Source organism: Rhodoblastus sphagnicola, from assembly GCF_002937075.1.
In the GTDB taxonomy this organism is placed as follows: Bacteria; Pseudomonadota; Alphaproteobacteria; order Rhizobiales; family Beijerinckiaceae; genus Rhodoblastus; species Rhodoblastus sphagnicola.
The window spans coordinates 33,882-55,141 of sequence record NZ_NHSJ01000100.1; the positions used below are offsets into that span (position 1 = coordinate 33,882).

Here is a 21,260-nt window from a genome sequence, read left to right on the forward strand (position 1 = left end):
GCATTACTAATCCGGGTCAGACCGCCTGGCTGGCCACGGCGTCCAGATGGGCCAGTATCGTCTCGGCGTTCTGCGTCAGCATCTCCAACATGGCCGACAATTCGTCCGGAGTCGCGGCAACCGCCTTGCATTGCGCAACCAGCGCCGTGATTGCGCGCATGGCCGCCACCAGCTGCGCGGTCCGCGTCGTCGCCGAGTCGAGATTGCGCTGTGCGGCGCACCAACTCCGCAAGTCGGCCGCGCTCGGATTTAGGGCGAGCACCGGGCAAAGGGCGGGGGTGGAAAAGTCTAAATAACTCACAATGTACACCTCTCTGAGCCATTCGGCTCCGGGAGTTAGCAACACCGCCGTAAGCCGATGCCCGCGCGTCTTTAGGCTTGCACCCTGGACATACACGTGCGGCTCCCGGATGAACGTCGTGAGACGCTTTCTCGGGGCGTAGCCGCTTACGGAAGTGGATGTCCGGGCCGCTTGCTACGGCGGGACTGGACCTGAAAACGCTAGGCGCTTTAATGGGATTGGTCAATTTGATCTGGCGCAAGCCTGTCATGCGCGGACCCTCGCCGCTTCGCGCGCGACGGCCACGCGGCGCTGGAAGGCCTTGCCATAGGCCGTCCACAGCTTCGCCGCTTGCCGCGTCGACTCCTTGGAAATTCGCATCAGATTGGTGGTCGCCTCATCGAAACGCCCGGCCTCGATCCGGGCGCGGGCGGCGCGGGCATCGGCGATCGCCGTGTCGCTCGCCTTCTTCCAGGCGGAAAAGCTCGCCGCCTCCCGCTTGCGCGCCGCCTCGACCCGCGCGCGCAACAGCGCGGGACCATCCGCCGGGCAGAATTGCTCCGCCAGCGCCAGCAGTTCGTCGCGGTCGAGGTCGGCGAGCTGCATGTCACGCGCCCTTATCGAGGAAGGAGAGGCGCGGCAGGCTTACGCCGCCTCGCTTTACGACGCCCGCCGGCTCGGCCCGCGCCTGGGCGCGGCGCTCGTCTAGCGCCGAGCGCCCTGCCGGCGGCTCGCCCATGGGCAGGGCATGCCCGGACCGGCGCGGCTTCGGCTCCGGGCGATATTTCACCGGCGCGCTCCGGAGGATTTCGCGCACCAACTCGACCGGCAACGCGCATTCGCGCGCGATGAAGACGGCGCCCTGACCAGCGGCGGCGAAGCCGCGCACGGCGCTGAGCACCGTGCGCGGCATATGGCTGGCGAGCGCGGCCGGCGTTTCAGGCTGTGGCGCGGGTTGTTGGACCGACGGCGCGGGCGCCGCCGAAACGAGTGGCGCCGCGTCGAGCGGGGCTTCTGCCTCCGCCGCCTCGATCTCCGACGCCACAATGGCGCCGACAACCTCATCGACCCAATCCTCGCGCCACCAGGACGCGGACGCGCGATATTTCTGGACGTTCGAGGCCGACCCGCGCGCAAGGCCGAGCATCCGCTCGATCGCCACAACCCGCAGGTCGGGCAGCGCCTCGCGTAGCGCGACGAAGGCGATGGTCCGCGCGCGCGCCATGGGCGAAGACGCGCCCGTCCTGACCTCGTATAGCGTCAGGGGATCGGCCCCGGTGAGCCGCGCCGCCGCCACGACGGCGCGGGCGATCCGGTCGGCGGTGGCGAACTCAACCATTGGCGCCCCCGATCTCCTGCTGGCGGCGCAGCACCGCGCCCATTTTCGCCGCGAGCTTGTCGAGTTGCCGATCGGTGCAGTCTTCCAGCTTGCCGAACCCTTCGAGCGTGGCGAAACTGCCCATGTCGAAGCCGGCCAGCCCGGCCCAGCGGATGCGCCGGTCGATCGCGGCGAGCACCCGCAGCTTGTTGCGCCGCCCCGCATCGGCGCCGCTCACCCATTCGACGCCGGCCTCGCGCGCGATCCACGCCTTGAGCCCCTCGATGGCGGGCCGCGCGGCCTCGCCATCCACCATGAACCTGTCATGGTCGACCTTGCATTGCCGCTTCACGAAGGCGAGCATGGCCGCATCGTCGGGCTTCTCGACGATGCCGAGGTTGTAGGCCGCGATCCACAGCGCCTGAAGCACCGGCGCGAACTTGCCCGACGCCCGCTTGGCGGAAAAAGCGGGCTTCGGCTGACCGGCCGCCGCGCGCAAATCGTCGAGCAGCGCGCCGGCCTGATCCTCGGAAAGCTCCCGGCTTGAAACCACCTTGAAGCGGCCTTCAAGGTGGGCGCGATAGTCGGCGTCGGTCATGCCTGCCTGTTTTTTCAGGACGTGGATGGCCTTGGTTTGATCCAGACGGGGGCTCATGCGGCGGTCCTCGCCAGGCGAGAGATGACGCCGAGCACGGCGCGCGCCAAGGGAGTCAAAACGGCGCGGCCGTCGCGGCCCTCGCACAGATCGCGCGTCGCGGCCAAGGTGACCTCCTCCCAGGCCAGGGGAGCGCCGGAAAGCTCCGCCAAGGCGACGGCGGCCAGTTGCTTCAACGCGTCATCGGAAAGCGAGGCCGCGACCATATTCACGGCGAACAAAACGTTTTCGTCGCTCATCTCGCACCCTCCGCGAAAATGCCGACGCCACCGCGCGCCACCAGCACATGGGCGCGGTCGAAAACGGCTTGCGCATGCAGCCCGGCGGAGAAGCCGCAGCAGTAGTAGAACCCGGCGTCGAGGGGCACGATCTCCCCGGCCACGGCGTCGAGAAACCCGCGCCCATAGTCGGGATGATCCGGGCTGTCAGGCGGGAACGGCCGGGCCTCGAAAGCCCGGCACTCCGGCCCGTCCTCGCCGATTACCCAGGCTTCGGGATAGTCCGGAGCCTCGGCGTCGTAGATCGCGGCGGCGAACAAGATCCAGCAGCCCGAAGCATCCGAGGGATCGCCATGGCGTGAGCAATGCTCACACCAGGCCTTTTCGAAGGCGCGCGCCACCGGCCCGGTTTGCGGCTTGAACACGCGCCGCTCAGCCATGTCGGTCTCCCACGAAAGCGCGGAAGGAGATGTCCTCGAACTCCGCGAAGGCGCGGGCGCGGACGTGGTCGATCGCGAGGCCGAGAAACCCGGACGCGGCCGACACGCACAGGGCGGCGAGCCACCAGTCGGCGCGGAAGAGCTGAACGCCGGCGCCCGCCGCGAAGGCGAGCGCCGCGATGCAATAGGCGAGGAGTCTCACGCCGCCCTCCCGATGTATCGGCTGGACACAAAGCGCGCGATGCGCGCCAGCAGCGGCAGCACGCGCGAGATGCGGAAGCGCCGACGCATCGGCGCCAAGTCGAAGCTGTTGCGCACAACAACCAGCGCGCGCGACCTGTCGACGCGGAGGGACTCCACCCCCTTGGCTTCCGCCCAGGCCTGCTTCATGGCGGCCGAAAAATCCACCGGCGTGGCGGCGAGGCAGGCCTTCAGCGTCATCGTGTATTTGTAGCGACCGCAGACAACGGACCGGGAGTCCTCCCAGGCCGCGCGGGCTTTCGCCTCGCGGGCGTCGCGGGCGATTTTGTGGGCGCGCCGCATGATGTCGCCCTTGTTGTAAACGTGGATGGTTTTCATGTTGCCCTCCCGATGATGTCGAGGATGGCGTCGGGATAGACCAGAGCGAGGATCGGCCCGGCTTCGGTCTCGACGTCGATCAGCAGATGGCCGGCGCGCAAAGCGCGCACGGTTCCCTTGTGGCGAGCCCCCTGAAAATCCACCGTGACGATGTCGCGGGGCGCGACGGCGACGGGCTCGGCCGCCTTGGCGAGGAGCATCAGTTCAAGCATTCGCGGCCTCGCTATCGGCGGCGACCACGGGGCGGCTAAGCAACCGCGCGACGGTGTAAAGCCGCAAGAGGCTGTCTCCCTTTGACGTGCCGTAGCCCCAATCTCCGGGCGCGCCGAAAGCCTTGCGGACTTCATCGATGATCTGGACCACCTCCTCGCGCGTGGGCTGCGGAGGGAGCGGTTGTTGGCCAAGGCCCGCGAGCAATTCGTTCGTCATCATGCGTTGCCTCCCTCAAGCCGCTGCGAGATCGATGGTGATGCTGGACCAGGCCGCCTCGGGAGCCGGCCGGCACTGGAAGCGCAGATACGCCTTGGAGCCGAGGACGCGGATGGAATCGCGCACGGCGTCCATGGCCCGCTGCCAGCGCTCGTCGGCGATCTCGACGCGCAACAGCATGAAGATTTCCGCGCGGTTGATCCGGCCTTCCTTGTCGACCTGGAAGGCGCGCGTCACCAGGGCGCGGATGTTGGCCGAGGCGTCCGCCGCCCATTCGGACAGGCATTCGTCGACCAGCTTCTTCGCCGTCTGCAGCTCCGGCCCGAAGTCGAGCTGGTCCTGCATGTGCAACATCACGCGCATGCAGCCGTCGAAGCTGGTCAGCGTGAGATTACCTTTCGCGCCGCCCAGCTTGGCGCCGTATTCCTGATCGACCAGCGCCTGAAGCGCACCGATGTCCTCGAAAGTGTGCCCCTTGAACCGGGATACCTGCGCCGACAGCTCGGCCGCGAAGGCGAGAATTTTGCGCACCTGTCCGTCAATCAGCAGGTCCATCGCCTTGATCGATTCGACAGGCACGAGTGCGCCGCGCGCGTCGCGAAGGTAGGGACGACCGGAGACATCGATGGCGCCGGGATGAGAATGTTCAGAAGCCATTGTGATAAGCCTTTTCCATGCGCTCGATTTCGCGCCTTTGATTGTGGAAGGTGGAGATGATCGAGCCCGCCTCATGCGCGAGATCGGGAGGAACGGGCGCCGGCCCGAGCCGGGGCCGGCCCTTCGCCTTCCCCTTCATCCAGGGCTTTTTCCGCGTCTTCACCCGCTCCGGCGCGCGGGGCAGCTTTGCCGCCAGCGCCGCGTCGAGCGCGGCGAAGGTTTTGGCGAAACGGGCCTCCCGCAAATAGCGGTCGAAGCGCCGCCAGCCGCACGAGACCGTCTGGCCCATCGAATGGATCGGCGCGGCGATTTCCTCGGAGCTGCGCGCCGTGTAGCGCCGCGCCAGCTCTCCATAAGCAGCCCGCGCCGCGACGATGTTGCGTCGCTTCGTGGCCGTGCGCACCTCGGCGACGGAGAGGCCGAAAGCTTCCGCCACCATCACGATGAGATCGGCGAGCTTCATGCGACGCCTCCCGCGTTCGACGACGCCTTGCGCCGGCGCGACATCCGGTAAGCCGCCAGCACGGACAGCTTCCCGGACCGCGCGGCGGCGACGACGGCCTCGGCCTTTCGCGCCACCGCCAGATCGCGCGCCGCCTTGGCGGCAAGCCGTTTCAACCGCTCCGGCTGCTCCAGCGCCTCGATCTCGGCGACAGCCACCTCCAGCGTCAGCTTCAGCAGTTCAAGCCCTGGCCCCTTTAGCTCGACGCCCCAAGGATTAGCCGCCAGATAGTCGCGCCAGGCGCGCAGCCCCTCAGCTCTGGACATCGGAGCCTCCCTCGTCGTCGCGCTTCGACAGCCGCGAATGCGGGCAGCCGGAGCGGCAGGCGCGGGAAATCCGCGCCCGGAGGGAAGACGAGCCGATCCGCCTCATCTTCTGTTCGGAGAGGCAGCGGTCGCGGGTCAGTTCGCCGAGAACGGGGCAATCCACCGTCTCGTTCATCAGCGCGCCGCGCACTCTTGCCTCGACCGTGCCCATGTCGCCGGGATAGGTCCCGTTGATGACGCCGGTGACCACGGCGGGCGAATAGCCGAGACGCCGCGCCACCTCGGAGCCGGACGAGCGGTTTGCCTCCTCGGCGAGGACGCGCACCCAATCGGGCAGCGCCGCCCCCCAGTTGCGTTCGGCGTTCCCGACAAAGTTGGTCCGGGATTTAGACGAGGCCATTGCGCACCTCGCTTTCGCCGACGATTTTCTGGAGGTTTTGGTCGAACACGAAGTCGGCCTGCAGCAGCTTCGGCGGCAGCGGCCCCGTGTTGCCGGTGCGGGTCAGGTTGTAGCGCGCGGAGACCGAACCACGGCGGGTCCGGATCGGCGGCTTGACCACATGCACGATCCCGGCGCGAACCAGCGACCGAACATATCTTTGCACCGTGTTTCGAAGGACAACGACCTCTTCGGTGGAGGACGCCAGCGCCAGCTCGTCGGTTGTCCACGAGCCTTTCAGCATCCGCATCGTCTGCCAAATTTGCTCAGTGACCAGCCCGTAAGCGCCATCGGAGGTTGGCCGCCGCAGGCCCGGCCCCTTGGCGCGTGGACGCTTGACGGCGTAGACGTGCTTGGGCTTTCCGGCGAGTGAAGGCACAGAGCCCACCACGATCAATTCGCCCTCATTCCGCATGGCGCGAATCCAATTCCGCACGGTGGCGTAAGCCACCCCGCAGGTGCAGCCGGCCAGATCGGCGGTCGTGAATCCCTTCGATCCAAATTCGCAGGCTGCCTTCCAATAAAAGGCGGGCGACCGCATGAGGGAAACCTTGAGAGAGTGTGTCATAGCCACCCCCTCACAGCTTGCCGTTGCGCATGGCCGGCGCGTCGCCGGTCGCGATCAGAGCGCCGTAATTTGCGAGGGTCAGCCCACCTGCCGGCTGGTTAGTCGCGGCCCAGTCGCGCGCATTGGCCAAATTGGTGACAATGCGTCGGGCGCGTCCCTGCGTCTTTTCTCGGATGGCGACGATCAGCGCGTCCTCGATCGGGGTGTCGCCGAGGATCATCTGCGCCAGCGCCCGCGTATCGTCCTCTTCACAGGGCTGAGCCTGGACGAATTTCAGGACGCGATTGTGCACGCGCTCGATGCGCACGAGCAGTTGCGGCAGCGCCTCCTCGCCGATCAACAGCACCGGCACTTGCGACTTGTCGGCGATCTCGCGGACGATCTCGACATAGCCCTTCGTGACCATCTTGTCGGCTTCGTCGATGATCAGCGGACGGTCGGGTTCGTCGCCGAGCAGCCGCACCACCTGCTCGACCATATCCGCGACCGAACCGCGCGGATTCACGATTCCCAATTCATAGAGAATGTTGGTGGCCAGCGTTTTCGAGGTCCAGGACGATCCGACCTCAACATAAATTCCGCGCATCAAATTGCGCACGTAGGCGGCGGCGTAAGTCTTGCCGTAGCCGGAAAATCCTGAAAACACGCCGAAATTCGGCAGGCCCGGCGACCGGTCCTTAACCAGCATGGCAAGTTCGACGAAGGCGAGAACATTGCTGAGCACGATCAGCGATTGTCCGGTATTGACGTTTTTCGGCCTATCTGCCATTTTCTTCTCCTGTAAGGTCTATTTCGAAATCCGAAGCCTCTGAGGTTCCAGCTCAGGGGCTTCATTTTTTCGCGGATTGCTCCGCGAAAGCCTGCACAGCGACCAGGGCGCGGTACTCCGACCCGGCGCGGTAGCCCGCCAGCCAGCGGGCATCCTCAATGCTCAATGCGATCCCGGATTTTTCCTGTTCCTCCATCTGTTTGGCGCGCGCGAAGCGCTGGTGGCGGGTCTCGGGCAGCACCGCCAGAACGGGCAGTGGCGCGATCGTGATGCGCTCGATGTTTTGCGCGGGTGACAGTGCGGCAGGCGCCTGAGCCTGCCCGTCGATCGCGGCGCGCGCCGCTTCGAGCGAAGACGTGGAATAGGTTTCGGTGGGACGCGGCAGCGCAATCAGCTTGCCCGCCGCCTCGGCCTCGCGGCGGGCGATCTCGGCGGCGAGCGCCGGCTTGTTCTTCTTGAGGTCGCGCAGCTCGCGGCGGATTGGCGCGGTGCGCTCGGCCAGCAGCGCTGCCTGCGCCGTCTTGGTCTGCGCCAGCAGTTTCGACGGATCGACGCCCGCCATCTCCGGGCACACGCCCTCGCCGAGAAATCGCAGACCATCCTCGCTAAAGCAGAAGATGCGGCCGAGGTCGGCGGGGTCCATGCGCACGAACACGCGCGTCCCCGGCAGCACGGCGGGAACCATGTAAACCGAATTATCGGTCCTCACGCCCTTCTTGGAAACCGTGCGCACACCGTCGTTGCCGGCGATCGGAGCCATCAGCAAATCGAGCGCATGGACATCGTCGATCTTGCGGATGCTACCCTGGTACGAAGCCGCCTTCTGAAACGGCGACATCCGCCCCATGTCATCGCCGCCATGTTTGCGATGCTCGTAGCGCACGCCCGCCCAATGGTCGCAAGCCGCCTGAAACGCCTTGGCGTCGAGCGACACGTCGAACACTTTGTCGTCGGACATGCCCATGCGCTCAGCGAAGCTCCGGCGCTCTTCGATCACCTTGCGCTCGCCGACATTGTGGCCGACGAAGCCCGGCAAATCCGACGCGCAATCGTGCTGAAACGTCTTGATGACGCGCTCGACGTGCGCCTTGGCCTTGGGGTCATAGGCCCTGGCGACATTCACCTCGATCTTGAGCGCATGCTCCATCAGCGCGACGGTGCGCCGCGCCTTGAAATCCGAACCATTGTCGGTCTTGATCCGCTCGGGAACGCCCCACGCCAGCAGCGCCCGGCGCAGCAGCAGGCACACAGCCTCCGAGCGCGGCGTCTTGGTGACGTAAATGATGGTGCGGCGGGAGAAACGGTCGATGCAGGCGTAAATCTGATGCCGCCCGGAGGTCAGCATCACGTCGGCCGGCGAGGCGTCGATCAGCCAAAGCTCATTGAGCCGCGAAACCGCGTTGGAGTTGGCGCCGGAAATCTCATATTTCGATTTGTAGGCATCCGGATTGGTGACGCAGCTGAGCGCGACCTTTTCGACGTCTTTAAGCGCGGTTAAAGCGCGCGAAACCGTGACCACGGACACGTCAATCTCGGGGAACTGCGCCCGCAAATAATCGTGCGCCGACTGCGCTGAGGAATGCGGCTTGAGCGCGATGTAACCCAGCAGCCAGCCGCGCACTTCCGGCGCATCCAGCACGCCCTTGCCGCGCCGCCCGACGCCGCGATCGACAGCGAGACGCCCGATCTCTCCGGCCGCGCGCAGGTCGCGCCAACGCCGAAGCGAACGCGGCGACAACTGCTTCACCGCCGTGCGGACCCAATCATCCACCTCGACCTTGCCGGCATTGTAGTGGGCGCAGAAAATGGTGTCGGCGGTCTGCCGAGTCATCGCGCCGCCTTTGGCGATCCGGTCGGCGGCGCAAACCAGCGCGAGCCGCGCGTCGCGATGTTCCAACGCCGCCGCATTCACCTGCTCCGGCTCGAATGCCTCGCCGAGCAGCCGGTCCTCCTCCGCCACCACCACGCGCCCGGTCGCCTTGGCGACATAGGCCGCGAGCACGGCCGGCGGCAGCAGGTCCACATGATATTCCACACCTCCGCCGCGCTTCTGGCGGTCCCGGCTCAACCCCGAACGCTCCGCCCAAGCCTCGCGCGCAGCCAGATCGTCCCATCCCTGACGGGTGGAAGGGAAGCCGGGCAGCGCCAGCACCGCAAGTTCGGATGTGGTCAGCCAGGATTTCATGGGATCAGCGAGACCGGGGAGAGCGGGAGCGCGCGCGCCGCTCAAGCATGAGCGCGCCAAAAATCACGGCCGCCGCCACTGCCCAGGGCGCGAGACAGAACACGAGCAGGAGAAAGCGGTCGGGGGAGATCATTTCGCGGCGATCTCCGGGGAATTGAGATCAGCCACCGCCGCCATGATTGAGAAAAAGCGGTCGATCGGCGGCAATGTGCGGCCGGTGGAATAGTCCTTGAGTGTCCCGCCTGGAATCCCCGTCCTCTGGGCAATTTGCTGACGCGGTTCGGCCTCGCCGAGAACCTCGCGCAAGAACTCGGCGGCGTCGACGCTGAGCGAAGCCAAGATTTTCGCCTGATGGACAATGCCGACCTGCTCATCCTGCCTGACCAGATCACGTAGGCGCGCAAGCTCCGCCTCAATTTTGCCGATGGAGGCATAGATCGCGAGGCGGCCATCGTCGGAAGGGGAGCTCATTTCTTCGCTCCCCTGGTCGCCGCGTAGGAGAGTCCTGCGAATTCTAGAAACTGCGAGCGTGTGATCTTGTCGGCCCGGTCCCAGGCGCCGACCAGTTCGGCATAAATCCGCTTTTGAGGCGGCTCGATCGGCGGCGGCTCAGCCAGACCCACAGCAACCAGCGCCGGCGCGATGGCCTTGGCCCGCCCGTCGCGGATCGCAGCCGCGATCTGGCGCTGTTCATCGGCGGGCCGCTTCGCTAGCGCCAGCAATTCCCGCTGATTGTCTTCAATTGCCGAACCACGCAGGTCACGGACGGCCTGTTCGTCCAACTTTGAGATTTCGAGCAGATACTGGATGGCCCGCTCGGAGACATCGAGCTTACGGGCAATGTTCTTGGAAAACCGTTCGCCGAAGGTTCGCAAACTTTGCGATTTTTGAACCGCATGTGAATTCCGCGACTTACCATTTATCTTGTCGGGATAGATGCGGTCATAGACGCCCTGGCGGGCGGCGACGAACATGGCGAGATCGAGCTGCTTCAGCTCGCCGCGCATCAGATTTTCGTCAATCTCGGCAAGCTGCGCCTGATCGTCATCCATATCTCGGATGATGACGTGGCCGTTTTCACCGACCTCAAGCCGTTCGATTTTCAACAGCCTAAAACATTCCAGGCGATGTAGACCGAAGATCAGCCCATATTCGAAACCGTCGCACAGCTTCGGTCGCACAAGAATCGGAGAGCGCGGCTTGCCAGCATTGTCCCGGATTGACGGGGCGATGAATTCGACCACGTCCGGGTCAAAATCGCGCAGTCGATTGCGCGTATCAATGCTGGTGATATCAATGAAAGGAGGAGCCATCAGGACGCCTTTTTGCGGGACAACAGCGCATTTTCGGGTGTAGCTTCGGCCAGCGGCGCCGGGTAAAAGCTCGGCCAAAGTTCGTGAAGCGGTACGCCGATGAATTTGGAAATCGCGACGTTCGCACGCGGATGGCGCTTACCCAGCGCCCAATGCATGCTTTTCGGCGCTAGGCCGATGTTGCGACCCATCTCCGAGAGGGTCGAACCACGTTTTCGCACCGCAGCGATGATGTCGGCGCGATGCCAGCCGGAGGGAACATGTGAGGAAGCGGTCATCACCTAAATATCACCCACAAATCAGTTATGGGTGATTATTCGCAAGCGAACGAGATAACGTCAAGCGGAAACCATCACCCATGGGTGATTTATTGAAAAACGAGCATGATGATAACGTCGCGCGGTTCGGCGCGCGCGCGCTCGACCTGCTGCGCGGAGCGTTGCAGGGAACAGCCCAACGCAAGGGCATCGCGCAAAAGACTGGAATTTCCGAGAATACGCTCAAGGACTATTTCACCGGCCGCACGACTCCGCCGATAGACCGTTTTTTCGCGATCTTACTCGCCGCAGGTCTTAGCCCGGCTGACGCTATGCGCTTCGAGGGCGGAGCGCCGGATGAATCCTCCGACATTCTGTCCCTCTCAGCAAAGCAAGTAGATTACACTGCGTGCCAGTTGAGCGCGTTATTCCTTGAAAAGCTTCAGGGTTATCTCTATATCCCAACAAAACGACGTATAATCAGTACTTTAACAAAAATACCTGAAAAAACGTTGGTGGATTACCAGACCGGTCGTACATCTCCCACGGTCGATCGGTTCTTGTTGATAGCCGCCGCTTGCGACACCGTGCCGTCGGTTTTCTTTGGCGACGCTGAAATTGTGGCGCAGCCGCCTGGAATTTCATCCAATTTTGCCGCGCCGACATCGGCTCTCCCCGCCCCACCGATCGAGATCGTCCACATCCCGCACCTCGACGTTTCCGCCGCTGCGGGCGAAGGCAAATTCGTCGATGTCGTCCAGGTCGAGAGCGTCATCCCTTTCCCTTATGTCTTCCTGGAAAAGCTGCTCGGCGACGATGCGGCCAGGGCGAGGCTCGAAACCCTGCGTGCGCGCGGCTCCTCGATGAAGCCGACGATCGACGATGGTGCACTGCTGATGATAGACCGCGCCCAATCGATCCTGCCTTCGGCACACTCCAAGCGCAGCAAGAGCCCGCTCGACGTTTACGTGTTCCTTCAAAAGGGAGACGTGCGACTGAAGCGCCTGCAAAGGATCGATAATGACTGGATCTCCATCCACAGCGACAATGCTGTCGAATACCAGCCTGAAGTATTCAACCTGAAGCGCGACGGCTCCTTTAAAATTATCGGCAAAGTTGTTTGGTGGGATAATCGGCTATGAAGCATGCTCTCTTTGCATTCGTGATGTTGCTTTCATCTTCTTGTTTTGCGGCGCCTACGTTTAAGGCTGACGAATTCGCAACGGCTTTCAACGAAGCCGCGAGAAAGCTTAAAATCGATACCCGCTTTGCTCTCCAGCAGTGCGCCAAGGATGATCGAGACACTTGCACCTATCAGGCCAGTGAACATGTCGCCGCGTTAATCGTCAAAAGGGCGTCCGGCCTGACCGGCGTCGTTATCTGGGATGGCGACTCGAAGTCGATGGCCGACTGGCTCCTATCGATCTCCGTCGCGATGGAGATTTTTTCGCCCAGCGTCGATAAAGATCAGCGCGGCGTCGCCTTAAGAACGATCATGTCCGGCTTTAAAGGTAAGGACAAGAAGGGGGAGGCGATGCTCGATGGCGAGAAATATGCGCTCCAGGTGGTGCAAGGGATGGGTCTCTGGTTTTCAATTGATCCGGCCGAATGACCACACCGGGAACACCTTCGAGGCCCGTAAAATTTGCATGTTGGCCCAAAACGCCAAGTCGCGCCCAATGCACTGCACTCTCCCGAATTCCGGGCAAGTCCGCCAAATCGCGGCACGCCTCGCCGCGCGCCTGACCATTTGCACCTTCCAGCCGGACTCGCCCGGAATTCGATGCCGCCGCGTCGATTCTTGGCCATTTGATCTGACACACGCCTTCGACGTAAGCTCGCCTCGCCGCCGCCCTCTGACGCCCGGTTTCCTAGGCCCTCGGCGCGCTCAATCCCACCCAATGCCGGCTAATCCCGCTGGCCATATGATTTGATGCATTACAGCCGGGCGGGGCTTTTTTGCGTTTCGGGCGCGTGTCGCATGCTCTCTTGACTCTTTCGGCGTTTCGGGATTTGATAAGAACATAGCAAGAACAATCTCGTGCAAACGCCATGCATGTCATGCAGAGGGGCGAATGATGTCTCGCGTCAAAACCTTGGCTGGCTTGCGGTTGGTTCTCGCCCGGATCGCGATCCGGCATGGCCTTGGCGCGCCGGATCGCGAGCAGGCTTTCGCTCTTGGCGCGAGCGAGGTGGATCATGTCCTGGGCGGCGGATTGAACCGCGCCGCCTTGCACGAAATTCATGCGCCTTGGGCCGATTGGTCGGCCGCCGCCGGCTTCTGCCTGGCTTTGGCCCGGCGCGCCGCGCCGGAGCGGCCTTTGCTTTGGGCGCGGCCGGATTTTCTCGATGACGAGGCTGGGCGACTGAATGGCGTCGGTCTGGCGGAGTTTGGCGTCGATCCCGCGCTCTTGTCGCTGGTGCGGGGGCGCGATGCGCAAGCCGTCTTGCGCGCCGGGATGGAGGCGGCGCGCTGCAAGAGCCTCGGCGCCGCCTTGATCGAAATTGTCGGGACGCCGCATGTGTTAAAAAATCTCACCGCCACCTTGCGTCTGGCGCGGGCGGCGGAAAAATCCGGCGTCACCTTGTTCCTGCTGCGCGTCGGTCTCGAAGACGCGCAAACCGGCCCCCCGCCCAGCGCCGCCGCCTCTCGTTGGCAGGCGCGCGCCTGTCTGTCGCGCGCCCTGTCCGCCAATGCGCCGGGCGCGCCCGGTTTTGAGATCACCTTGCTGCGCCATCGTGGGCTAACGGCGGAACGTTCGTGGCGTTTGGAGTGGTTGCGTGACCAAGGCCTGTTTCACCAGATCCCAGAGCCGGACGATGCGGCTTTACCTCGCTCTCTTCCTGCCCTTCCTGCCGACGGAGCGGTTGCGCCTTTGCGGCGGCGCGCCGGATGAAGGCCCCTTCGCCCTGGTGGAAAAACGCGCCAATGCGCAAAGGCTTTTTGCGCTCGACCCCGCCGCCCTGGCGCAGGGATTGACGCCCGGCCTGTCGCTGTCGGATGCGCGGGCGCGTTTGCCAAGCCTCCTCGTCGCGCCCGCCGATCCCGCCGCCGATCGCGCCCTGCTGTTGCGCCTTGCGGCGCGCTGCGAACGCTACACACCGCTTGCGGCGCTCGACGAACCGCATGGCCTTGTGCTCGATATCGCCGGCTGCGCGCATCTGTTCGGCGGAGAGGAGGCGATGCGCGCGCGCGTCATCGCCGATTTCCGCGCATGGGGTCTCACCGCTCAGGCCGCCGTGGCGCCGTCGCCAGATTGCGCGCGCGCTTTGGCGCGGTTTTCCGCTGGCGGAACCTTTACGGACCAAGCGGAAGGCGCAGTCGCGCGTTTGCCGCTGGCCGCATTGGAAGCGGATGAGGAAATCCATTTCGCTCTTGGTCGCGCCGGCTTCAAGACGCTCGGCGATCTGGCGGCGCGGCCGACGCGGGTGTTCGCCGCGCGTTTCGGAAATGAGTTTCCTTTTCGACTCGAACGGCTGTTCGGCCGCGCCGACCATCGCATCACGCCTCTGAGGCCTCCGCCCGACCGCATGGTCGAACGGCATTTCCTCGAACCTTTTTCGCAGCGCGAGGCGGTGGAATCTGTCATCGACGACCTGCTGCATGACGTCGCTCTCCTTTTGGAGCAGCGCGGCGAAGGCGGACGCAGGTTCGAACTGTCTTTCTTTCGCGCCGATGGCCATGTGCGCCGCCTTGATATAGAAACCCTGCGGCCGACGCGCGACGAAAAATTCCTCGCGCGGCTGTTTCGCGAAAAACTCGACTCGCTCGCCGATCCGCTCGACCCCGGCTTCGGCTTCGACGCCCTGCGTCTCGCCGTGCCGCGCGCGGAAACATGCGACGCGCATCAGGAGAGTTTCGACGGCGCCGCCCGGAACGACAACGAGCGGGAGTTGAGCGAATTGCTCGATCGCCTCACCACGCGTTTCGGCCGCGCGCGCGTGCTGCGATTCATGCGCGAGGATGCGCATGAGCCAGAGCGTGAAAGCCGCGCGGTTCCCGCCTCCGCGCCGCCTTCAACATGGCCCGCGCCGGTTCCCGGCGAGCCGCCGGCGCGGCCTCTCACTCTGTTCGATCCGCCACAACCGGTCGAGGTCGTTGCGCTCGCGCCGGATGGGCCGCCCGCGCGATTTCGCTGGCGGCGAAAAATACATGACGTGCTGCGCGCCGAAGGACCGGAGCGCATCGCGCCCGACTGGCGGTTGCATGGACTGGAGGCGCCGGAGCGGGACTATTATCGCGTCGAGGATGCGGAAGGGCGGCGGTTCTGGCTGTTCCGCCACGGCCTTTACGAGCGCGGCGAGGCGGCGCCGCGTTGGTTTCTTCATGGACTGTTTGCGTGACTTACGCCGAACTGGCTTGCGCCTCGAATTATTCTTTTCTGCGCGGCGCCTCGCAGCCGGAAACGCTGATCCTCAGGGCTTTGAAACTGGGGTATTCGGGCCTCGGCCTGTGTGATCGCAATTCCGTCGCCGGCGTGGTGCGCGCGCTTGGCGCGCTGGAAGATTTTTGCGAGGACGAGAAGCTTTCCAAGCGGGCGAAAAATTTCAAGTTCATTGTCGGGGCGCGTCTGGTCTTCGCGGATGGCGCGCCTGATATCATCGCCTATCCAAGGAACCGCGCCGGCTGGGGGCGACTCTGTCGCCTGCTCACCGTTGGGAAACGTCGCGCGAAAAAGGGCGAATGCCTTTTGAATTTCGAGGATTTGCTGACCGACGCGGGCGACCTTCTGTTGATCCTCTTGCCGCCGCCCCCACCGCGTGAATGTGAGTCCTTTCTGGCGCGCGCGAAAAACAAATGCGCGGGGCTCTGGCTCGGAGTCGCCATGCCGCGCGGCGGCGCGGATCGACGCCGGCTTCAAGCCTTGCGGGAGATGGCGCTGCGGCAGGGCGTAAAGAGTCTCGCGCAGAACGATGTGCTTTATGCCTGCCCCGAAGACCGCCCCTTGCAGGACGTGCTGACCTGCGTGCGGGAGCATGTCACGCTCGCGCAGGCGGGTCGTCGCCTGGAGAGCAATGCGGAACGGCATTTGAAGGCGCCAGGCGAAATGGCGCGACTGTTCGCCGACGCGCCGGAGGCGATTGAAGAGACGCAAAACTTTCTCGCGCGGGTAAAATTTCATCTGCGCGACCTCGCCTATGAATATCCCGATGAACCCGTGCCGCAAGGCTGGACGCCGCAGGTCTGGCTGGAAGAGTTGGTTCACCGCGCCCTGCCGTTGCGCTATCCCGAAGGGGCGCCGCAAAAGGTGAGCGACCTCCTTGCGCATGAACTGGCCTTGATCGCGGAACTCGATTACGCGCCCTATTTTCTCACCATTCACGACATTGTTTCCTTCGCGCGGGAAAAGGGCATTCTGTGCCAGGGGCGTGGCTCGGCGGCCAATTCGGCGGTTTGCTATGTGCTCGGCATCACCGCCGTCGATCCGGCGGTCAACGATCTGCTGTTCGCGCGCTTCATCTCGTCGGAGCGGCGCGAACCGCCTGATATCGACGTCGATTTCGAGCATGAGCGCCGCGAGGAGGTCATCCAGCATATTTACGCGAAATACGGTCGCGCGCGCGCGGGGCTCGCGGCGGAGGTGATCCGCTATCGCTCGCGCAGCGCCTTGCGCGATGTGGCGAAGGTTTTTGATCTGTCCGAGGACATGATCGGCGCGCTGTCGTCGTTGCAATGGGGCGGCCATGGTTCGCCACGGCTCGGCGGCGCGGAGGTCGCGAAGGCGGGCCTCGATCCCGACAATCCCGTCATTGCGCAAGTGCTGTTTTTCGCGCAAAAAACTCTCGGGTTTCCGCGTCATCTTTCGCAGCATGTCGGGGGCTTCGTGCTCACGCGCGGGCGGCTCGACGAGATTTGCCCGATCGGCAACGCCGCCATGGCTGAGCGCACTTTTCTCGAATGGGACAAGGACGACATCGCCACGCTCGGGTTGATGAAGGTCGATGTTCTCGCGCTGGGCATGCTCACCTGCATCCGCAAGGCGTTCGACCTGCTTGCGGCGCATGAGAATTTGCGCATCGGGCTGGCCGATGTCCCGCGCGAGGATTCCGCCGTTTACGACATGCTGTGCCGGGGCGATTCCGTTGGCGTGTTCCAGGTGGAGAGCCGCGCGCAGATGAACATGCTGCCACATCTGCGGCCGAGGGCGTTTTACGATCTCGTGATCGAGGTCGCCATCGTTCGCCCCGGACCGATTCAGGGCGATATGGTTCATCCCTATTTGCGTCGGCGCGCGGGTCTGGAGCCGGTTTCGTATCCTTCGCCCGCGCCCGGGCGCGGCGATGCGAACGAATTGCGGAGCGTGCTCGGCAAGACGCTGGGCGTGCCGCTGTTCCAGGAGCAGGCGATGCGCCTCGCCATGGTGGCGGCGGAGTTTTCCGAGGCCGAAGCCAATCGGTTGCGGCGCGCCATGGCGACATTCCGGCATCTCGGCGAGATCGGCCAGTTCGAATCCTTGATGGTCGAACGCATGGTTTCGCGCGGCTATGAGCGCGCGTTTGCCCAGCGCTGTTTCGAACAGATCAAGGGCTTTGGCTCTTATGGCTTTCCCGAAAGCCATGCGGCTTCCTTCGCGATTCTCGTCTATATTTCCGCCTGGCTGAAATGCCGGCATCCTCAGGTGTTCGCCTGCGCGCTGCTCAACGCGCAGCCGATGGGTTTTTATGCGCCGGCGCAGATCGTGCGCGACGCCCGCGAACATGGGGTGGAAATCCGCCCGGTCGATGTCAACGCTTCCCAGTGGGATAATACGCTGGAGCGCGGCGACGCCGGTCTTGCCTTGCGCATCGGCTTTCGCCAGATCAGCGGGCTGCGCGAGGATGAAATTGAAAAACTTGTGGCGGCGCGGGGGCAGGGGTTTGACACGCTGGAATCCTGCGCGGCGCGCACGGCTCTGTCCTCGCGCGCGCTAAAACTTCTTGCCGATGCCGACGCCTTCCGCTCCTGCCGCGCGATGACCTTTGAGCCGCGCGAGCGGTTCGATCGCCGCGCCGCGCTATGGGCCGCGCGCCGCCTGCCGGGCGAAAAAACCTTGCCCTTGTTCGCCGCCGCGGGGGTCGAGGAACTGGCGCAGGAGCCCGATCCCTTGTTGCCGGCGCTCGGCATCGGCGAGCAGGTCGTCGCGGATTATCAAAGCTTGCGGCTGACGCTCAACGCTCACCCCATGCAATTGCTGCGGCCGCTTTTTTCGCGCGAAAAATATTCCAGCGCCCGCGCGCTGGCGGGATGTCCCGACGGCGCCTGGCGCAAGGCGGCGGGGCTGGTGCTGATCCGTCAGCGTCCCGGCGACGGCAAGATGGTTTTTGTCACGCTGGAGGATGAGACCGGCGTGATCAATGTTGCGGTTTACGCGCGCCTGTTCGAGCAGTTTCGCCGGGAGACCATGGCGGCGCGGTTGATGGCGGTGGAGGGGAGGGTGCAGAAGAGTTGGGCCGGCGTGGTGCATTTGCTGGCGCGGCGGATTTATGATCGCTCGGACGAATTGTCGCGTCTGGCGGAGGGGCTGCATGGACGCGCCGAGCGCGCGCATCATCCGCGCAATGTGCGGGTGATTCCGAAATCACGCGATTTCCATTAGAGCAAGTTCGGTGAACTCACGTTCACCGAACTTGCTCTAAATCTTTGGTTTTACGCATATTCTTTTCCGAAAACCGCGCACGCTTTTCGGGAATATGCGCTAGCCGCCGCGCCCGGGTTCGCCCGCAGCGGCGAGGGCTTCGGCTTCCGCGTCGGTGAAGACGCGCGAGCGGGTGTGGAAGCTGATCCCCTCCGGCGCCTCCAGCGAAAAACCGTTGGAGCCGCCCTGCGCCACGTCGATGATCAATTGCGTGTGGCGCCAATATTCGAACTGGTCCTCGCGGATGTAGAAGGGGCAGCCGCCGATCTCGCCGAGCAGGACGTCGCGCGGGCCGAGGTAATAGCCGTCGAGCGGATTGCACAATGGCGCCGAGCCTTCGCAGCAGCCGCCGGACTGGTAGAACAGCAGCGCGCCGTGTTTTTCGCGCAAGATGGCGATCCAGCGCAGGGTTTCTTCCGTGGCGATGACGCGCGCTGGGGCGGACATGGGCGGCGCTCCGAAAAAATGAAAATGCGCGGCCCGTCGCCGGCGCCGCGCAGAAATCCGTGGACCGCCCTCGTGGTTCGAGACGGAGGCTCCGCCTCCTCCTCACCATGAGGGCTTCAGGCCGCCCCGGTTCGCCGGGGCGGCCTTTTTTTGTTTTCAGAAGAACCCGAGGGACTTCGGGCTGTAGCTGACCAAAATGTTCTTGGTCTGCTGGTAGTTATCGAGCATCATCTTGTGGTTTTCGCGGCCGATGCCGGATTCCTTGTAGCCGCCGAAGGCCGCGTGGGCCGGATAGGCGTGGTAGCAGTTGGTCCACACGCGTCCCGCCTGGATACCGCGGCCCATCCGGTAGGCGCGGCCGATGTCGCGGGTCCACACGCCGGCGCCGAGGCCGAAGATGGTGTCGTTGGCGATTTCCAGGGCTTCCGCCTCGTCCTTGAAAGTTGTCACCGACACGACCGGTCCAAAGATCTCTTCCTGGAAGATCCGCATCTTGTTGTTGCCGTGGAACACGGTCGGCTCGATGTAATAGCCGGCTGCGAGTTCGTTGGTCATGGTCGCGCGCTTGCCGCCGGTGAGGCACTGGGCGCCTTCCTGCTTGCCGATGTCGATGTAGGAGAGGATCTTGTCCATCTGCATCTGCGAGGCCTGGGCGCCGCACTGGGTGCTCATGTCGAGCGGGTTGCCCTGCTTGATCGCCTGCACGCGCTTGACGATGCGCTCCATGAAGCGGTCATAGACCGATTCCTGGATCAGGGCGCGGCTGGGGCAGGTGCAGACTTCGCCCTGGTTGAAGGCGAACAGGGTGAAGCCTTCCAGCGCCTTGTCGAAGAAGTCGTCGTCCTCGGCCAGCACGTCGGCGAAGAAGATGTTGGGCGACTTGCCGCCCAGTTCCAGCGTGGCCGGGATCAGGTTGTCGGCGGCGGCATGCGCGATGGTCCGGCCGGTGACGGTCGAGCCGGTGAAGGCGATCTTGCGGATGCGTTTGCTCGACGCCAGCGCGCGGCCGGCTTCCGCGCCAAAACCGTTGACGATGTTGAGCACGCCTTCGGGCAGCAGGTCGGCGATCAGTTCGGCGAACACCAGAATGCTGACCGGGGTCTGCTCGGCCGGCTTCAACACGACGCAATTGCCGGCGGCGATCGCCGGGGCGAGCTTCCAGCCGGCCATCAGCAGCGGGAAGTTCCAGGGAATGATCTGGCCGACGACGCCGAGCGGTTCATGGAAGTGATAGGCGATGGTGTCGTGATCGACTTCCGAGATCGAACCCTCTTGCGCGCGCAAAACGCCGGCGAAATAGCGGAAATGGTCGGCCAGCAGCGGCACGTCGGCATAGGTGGTTTCGCGGATCGGCTTGCCGTTGTCGAGGGTTTCGACCAGCGCCAGCGAGGCCAGATTGTTCTCGATCCGGTCGGCGATCTTGAGCAGGATGTGGGAGCGCTGCGCCGCGGGCATGCGGCCCCAGGAGTCCTTGGCGTTGTGGGCGGCGTCGAGGGCGAGCTCGATGTCTTCGGCGGTCGAGCGCGGAACCTTGCACAGCACCTGGCCGGTTATCGGCGATAGGTTGTCAAAATACTGACCCTTGACCGGCGCGACCCACTTGCCGCCGATAAAATTGTCGAACTTGGACTTGATCAGGTTCTTGCCTGTCAGTTGCGCCACAGCTTCCTGGTACATTTGTCTTCCTCCACATTGCGCGTTTCGCGCTTACCGGGCCGACCGCCGTTGGCGGCGCCGTTCGAAACTCAAGCGTTCAATTTATGCGCGGGGGGCTCGCCGACGCGATGCAGGGACAGGCCCGCGCGACATCCGGTCACCGCCGAGGCGGCGACAAGGCAAGCGCTGGCCGTGGCGCGAAAACGCGCTGGACTCCTGTTTCGCATGACCTCCCCAGGGCATGTCGTTTCAAGATTATGACTTCGACATTGTGGATGCTAATCCCGGCCGCACGCCTTGCGATAGTGCTCTTTAGTGGGATTGACCCTTTGCCCCTGCCGGTATGAGAAGCTGAGGATTGGCGTCTCGCAAGCATCTACCGCGCCGCACAAGATTGTTTTCCTACTTTGGCGCCGTAGACGTTCCGCCTCGCTCCATTATCCTCATCCATGCGCCGAGAGCGCGATAACAAAGGGCCGAAACGGCTCCATGGTGGAGGAAGCACGATGAACGAGACAAGCTGGACGACGCCGCAGGCCTGCGAAGTTTGCGTGGGCATGGAAGTCACCGCCTATATGTCAGCGGAAATCTAGATCTACCGGTTTTAGGATTTCGCGCGCCTGGCCTCTCCCCGCTGATGCGCGCGTCTCGTTGCGGCGCGGGCCG

General features: G+C 64.1%; 28 protein-coding genes. 6 read left to right on the forward strand and 22 right to left on the reverse strand.

Features of this window, described 5'->3' with window-relative positions; all coding sequences use genetic code 11:
* Positions 1 to 16: 16 nt before the first annotated feature.
* The 20 genes from CCR94_RS25150 to CCR94_RS16535 form a co-directional block, all read right to left on the reverse strand.
* Positions 17 to 160 (reverse strand): hypothetical protein, encoded by a 144-nt coding sequence (locus tag CCR94_RS25150; protein WP_158254801.1) that lies wholly within the window; start codon positions 158 to 160, stop codon positions 17 to 19.
* A 387-nt stretch (positions 161 to 547) separates the two neighbouring features.
* Positions 548 to 886, reverse strand: coding sequence for a hypothetical protein (locus tag CCR94_RS16445; RefSeq protein WP_104508933.1), 339 nt, complete (start codon positions 884 to 886; stop codon positions 548 to 550).
* A 1-nt stretch (position 887) separates the two neighbouring features.
* The gene (locus CCR94_RS16450) at positions 888 to 1,619 is read right to left on the reverse strand and encodes a hypothetical protein (protein WP_104508934.1); all 732 of its coding nucleotides are present in this window, start codon (positions 1,617 to 1,619) and stop codon (positions 888 to 890) included.
* The gene (locus tag CCR94_RS16455; protein WP_206605847.1) at positions 1,612 to 2,253 is read right to left on the reverse strand and encodes a regulatory protein GemA; all 642 of its coding nucleotides are present in this window, start codon (positions 2,251 to 2,253) and stop codon (positions 1,612 to 1,614) included. The genes CCR94_RS16450 and CCR94_RS16455 overlap by 8 nt, the downstream gene beginning before the upstream one ends.
* Positions 2,250 to 2,492, reverse strand: coding sequence for a hypothetical protein (locus CCR94_RS16460; protein ID WP_104508935.1), 243 nt, complete (start codon positions 2,490 to 2,492; stop codon positions 2,250 to 2,252). Before CCR94_RS16460 ends, CCR94_RS16455 begins: the two co-directional genes overlap by 4 nt.
* Positions 2,489 to 2,911: a hypothetical protein gene (locus CCR94_RS16465; RefSeq protein WP_104508936.1), complete on the reverse strand. Its 423-nt coding sequence runs from the start codon at positions 2,909 to 2,911 to the stop codon at positions 2,489 to 2,491. The genes CCR94_RS16460 and CCR94_RS16465 overlap by 4 nt, the downstream gene beginning before the upstream one ends.
* The gene (locus CCR94_RS16470) at positions 2,904 to 3,113 is read right to left on the reverse strand and encodes a hypothetical protein (protein ID WP_104508937.1); all 210 of its coding nucleotides are present in this window, start codon (positions 3,111 to 3,113) and stop codon (positions 2,904 to 2,906) included. The genes CCR94_RS16465 and CCR94_RS16470 overlap by 8 nt, the downstream gene beginning before the upstream one ends.
* Positions 3,110 to 3,490, reverse strand: a complete 381-nt coding sequence (locus CCR94_RS16475) for a hypothetical protein (protein WP_104508938.1) — start codon at positions 3,488 to 3,490, stop codon at positions 3,110 to 3,112. The genes CCR94_RS16470 and CCR94_RS16475 overlap by 4 nt, the downstream gene beginning before the upstream one ends.
* Positions 3,487 to 3,702, reverse strand: a complete 216-nt coding sequence (locus tag CCR94_RS16480) for a hypothetical protein (RefSeq protein ID WP_104508939.1) — start codon at positions 3,700 to 3,702, stop codon at positions 3,487 to 3,489. Before CCR94_RS16480 ends, CCR94_RS16475 begins: the two co-directional genes overlap by 4 nt.
* The gene (locus CCR94_RS16485) at positions 3,695 to 3,922 is read right to left on the reverse strand and encodes a hypothetical protein (protein WP_104508940.1); all 228 of its coding nucleotides are present in this window, start codon (positions 3,920 to 3,922) and stop codon (positions 3,695 to 3,697) included. Before CCR94_RS16485 ends, CCR94_RS16480 begins: the two co-directional genes overlap by 8 nt.
* A 12-nt stretch (positions 3,923 to 3,934) precedes the next feature.
* Positions 3,935 to 4,576, reverse strand: coding sequence for a DUF3164 family protein (locus tag CCR94_RS16490; RefSeq protein ID WP_104508941.1), 642 nt, complete (start codon positions 4,574 to 4,576; stop codon positions 3,935 to 3,937).
* On the reverse strand, positions 4,566 to 5,039 hold the full coding sequence (locus CCR94_RS16495; RefSeq protein WP_104508942.1) for a hypothetical protein: 474 nt from the start codon (positions 5,037 to 5,039) through the stop codon (positions 4,566 to 4,568). The genes CCR94_RS16490 and CCR94_RS16495 overlap by 11 nt, the downstream gene beginning before the upstream one ends.
* Complete coding sequence (locus CCR94_RS16500) at positions 5,036 to 5,344, reverse strand: hypothetical protein (protein ID WP_104508943.1); 309 nt, start codon at positions 5,342 to 5,344, stop codon at positions 5,036 to 5,038. The genes CCR94_RS16495 and CCR94_RS16500 overlap by 4 nt, the downstream gene beginning before the upstream one ends.
* A complete protein-coding gene (locus CCR94_RS16505) occupies positions 5,331 to 5,744 on the reverse strand; it encodes a transcriptional regulator (RefSeq protein WP_104508944.1) in 414 nt (137 codons plus the stop codon). The genes CCR94_RS16500 and CCR94_RS16505 overlap by 14 nt, the downstream gene beginning before the upstream one ends.
* Positions 5,731 to 6,324, reverse strand: a complete 594-nt coding sequence (locus CCR94_RS16510; protein ID WP_104508945.1) for a hypothetical protein — start codon at positions 6,322 to 6,324, stop codon at positions 5,731 to 5,733. The genes CCR94_RS16505 and CCR94_RS16510 overlap by 14 nt, the downstream gene beginning before the upstream one ends.
* 37 nt (positions 6,325 to 6,361) lie before the next feature.
* The gene (locus CCR94_RS16515; protein WP_104508946.1) at positions 6,362 to 7,120 is read right to left on the reverse strand and encodes an AAA family ATPase; all 759 of its coding nucleotides are present in this window, start codon (positions 7,118 to 7,120) and stop codon (positions 6,362 to 6,364) included.
* A 61-nt stretch (positions 7,121 to 7,181) separates the two neighbouring features.
* Entirely contained in the window at positions 7,182 to 9,305 is a 2,124-nt protein-coding gene (locus CCR94_RS16520) for a Mu transposase C-terminal domain-containing protein (protein ID WP_104508947.1), read from the reverse strand.
* 129 nt (positions 9,306 to 9,434) lie between these two features.
* Positions 9,435 to 9,776 (reverse strand): hypothetical protein, encoded by a 342-nt coding sequence (locus tag CCR94_RS16525; RefSeq protein ID WP_104508948.1) that lies wholly within the window; start codon positions 9,774 to 9,776, stop codon positions 9,435 to 9,437.
* Positions 9,773 to 10,618, reverse strand: coding sequence for a ParB/RepB/Spo0J family partition protein (locus CCR94_RS16530; RefSeq protein WP_104508949.1), 846 nt, complete (start codon positions 10,616 to 10,618; stop codon positions 9,773 to 9,775). Before CCR94_RS16530 ends, CCR94_RS16525 begins: the two co-directional genes overlap by 4 nt.
* Complete coding sequence (locus CCR94_RS16535; protein ID WP_146090056.1) at positions 10,618 to 10,896, reverse strand: helix-turn-helix domain-containing protein; 279 nt, start codon at positions 10,894 to 10,896, stop codon at positions 10,618 to 10,620. The genes CCR94_RS16530 and CCR94_RS16535 overlap by 1 nt, the downstream gene beginning before the upstream one ends.
* Positions 10,897 to 10,976: 80 nt before the next feature.
* Here CCR94_RS16535 and CCR94_RS16540 point away from each other — a divergent pair, with 80 nt between their 5' ends.
* The 5 genes from CCR94_RS16540 (at position 10,977) to CCR94_RS16560 (ending at position 18,452) form a co-directional block, all read left to right on the forward strand.
* Entirely contained in the window at positions 10,977 to 12,017 is a 1,041-nt protein-coding gene (locus CCR94_RS16540; protein WP_104508951.1) for a LexA family transcriptional regulator, read from the forward strand.
* On the forward strand, positions 12,014 to 12,487 hold the full coding sequence (locus CCR94_RS16545) for a hypothetical protein (RefSeq protein WP_104508952.1): 474 nt from the start codon (positions 12,014 to 12,016) through the stop codon (positions 12,485 to 12,487). Before CCR94_RS16540 ends, CCR94_RS16545 begins: the two co-directional genes overlap by 4 nt.
* A gap of 466 nt (positions 12,488 to 12,953) precedes the next feature.
* Positions 12,954 to 13,772, forward strand: coding sequence for an ImuA family protein (locus CCR94_RS16550; RefSeq protein WP_104508992.1), 819 nt, complete (start codon positions 12,954 to 12,956; stop codon positions 13,770 to 13,772).
* A complete protein-coding gene (locus tag CCR94_RS16555; protein ID WP_184421626.1) occupies positions 13,696 to 15,219 on the forward strand; it encodes a Y-family DNA polymerase in 1,524 nt (507 codons plus the stop codon). Before CCR94_RS16550 ends, CCR94_RS16555 begins: the two co-directional genes overlap by 77 nt.
* Positions 15,216 to 18,452 (forward strand): error-prone DNA polymerase, encoded by a 3,237-nt coding sequence (locus CCR94_RS16560; RefSeq protein ID WP_104508953.1) that lies wholly within the window; start codon positions 15,216 to 15,218, stop codon positions 18,450 to 18,452. Before CCR94_RS16555 ends, CCR94_RS16560 begins: the two co-directional genes overlap by 4 nt.
* Positions 18,453 to 18,551: 99 nt before the next feature.
* Here CCR94_RS16560 and CCR94_RS16565 read toward each other — a convergent pair whose 3' ends face one another.
* Together CCR94_RS16565 and adh are read right to left on the reverse strand one after the other, a co-directional pair.
* Positions 18,552 to 18,938: a DUF779 domain-containing protein gene (locus CCR94_RS16565; protein ID WP_104508954.1), complete on the reverse strand. Its 387-nt coding sequence runs from the start codon at positions 18,936 to 18,938 to the stop codon at positions 18,552 to 18,554.
* A 156-nt stretch (positions 18,939 to 19,094) separates the two neighbouring features.
* A complete protein-coding gene (gene adh / locus CCR94_RS16570) occupies positions 19,095 to 20,615 on the reverse strand; it encodes an aldehyde dehydrogenase (protein ID WP_104508955.1) in 1,521 nt (506 codons plus the stop codon).
* Between the two features lie 485 nt (positions 20,616 to 21,100).
* Here adh and pqqA point away from each other — a divergent pair, with 485 nt between their 5' ends.
* Complete coding sequence (pqqA, locus tag CCR94_RS26690) at positions 21,101 to 21,187, forward strand: pyrroloquinoline quinone precursor peptide PqqA (RefSeq protein WP_104508956.1); 87 nt, start codon at positions 21,101 to 21,103, stop codon at positions 21,185 to 21,187.
* The last annotated feature ends 73 nt before the right edge of the window (positions 21,188 to 21,260 follow it).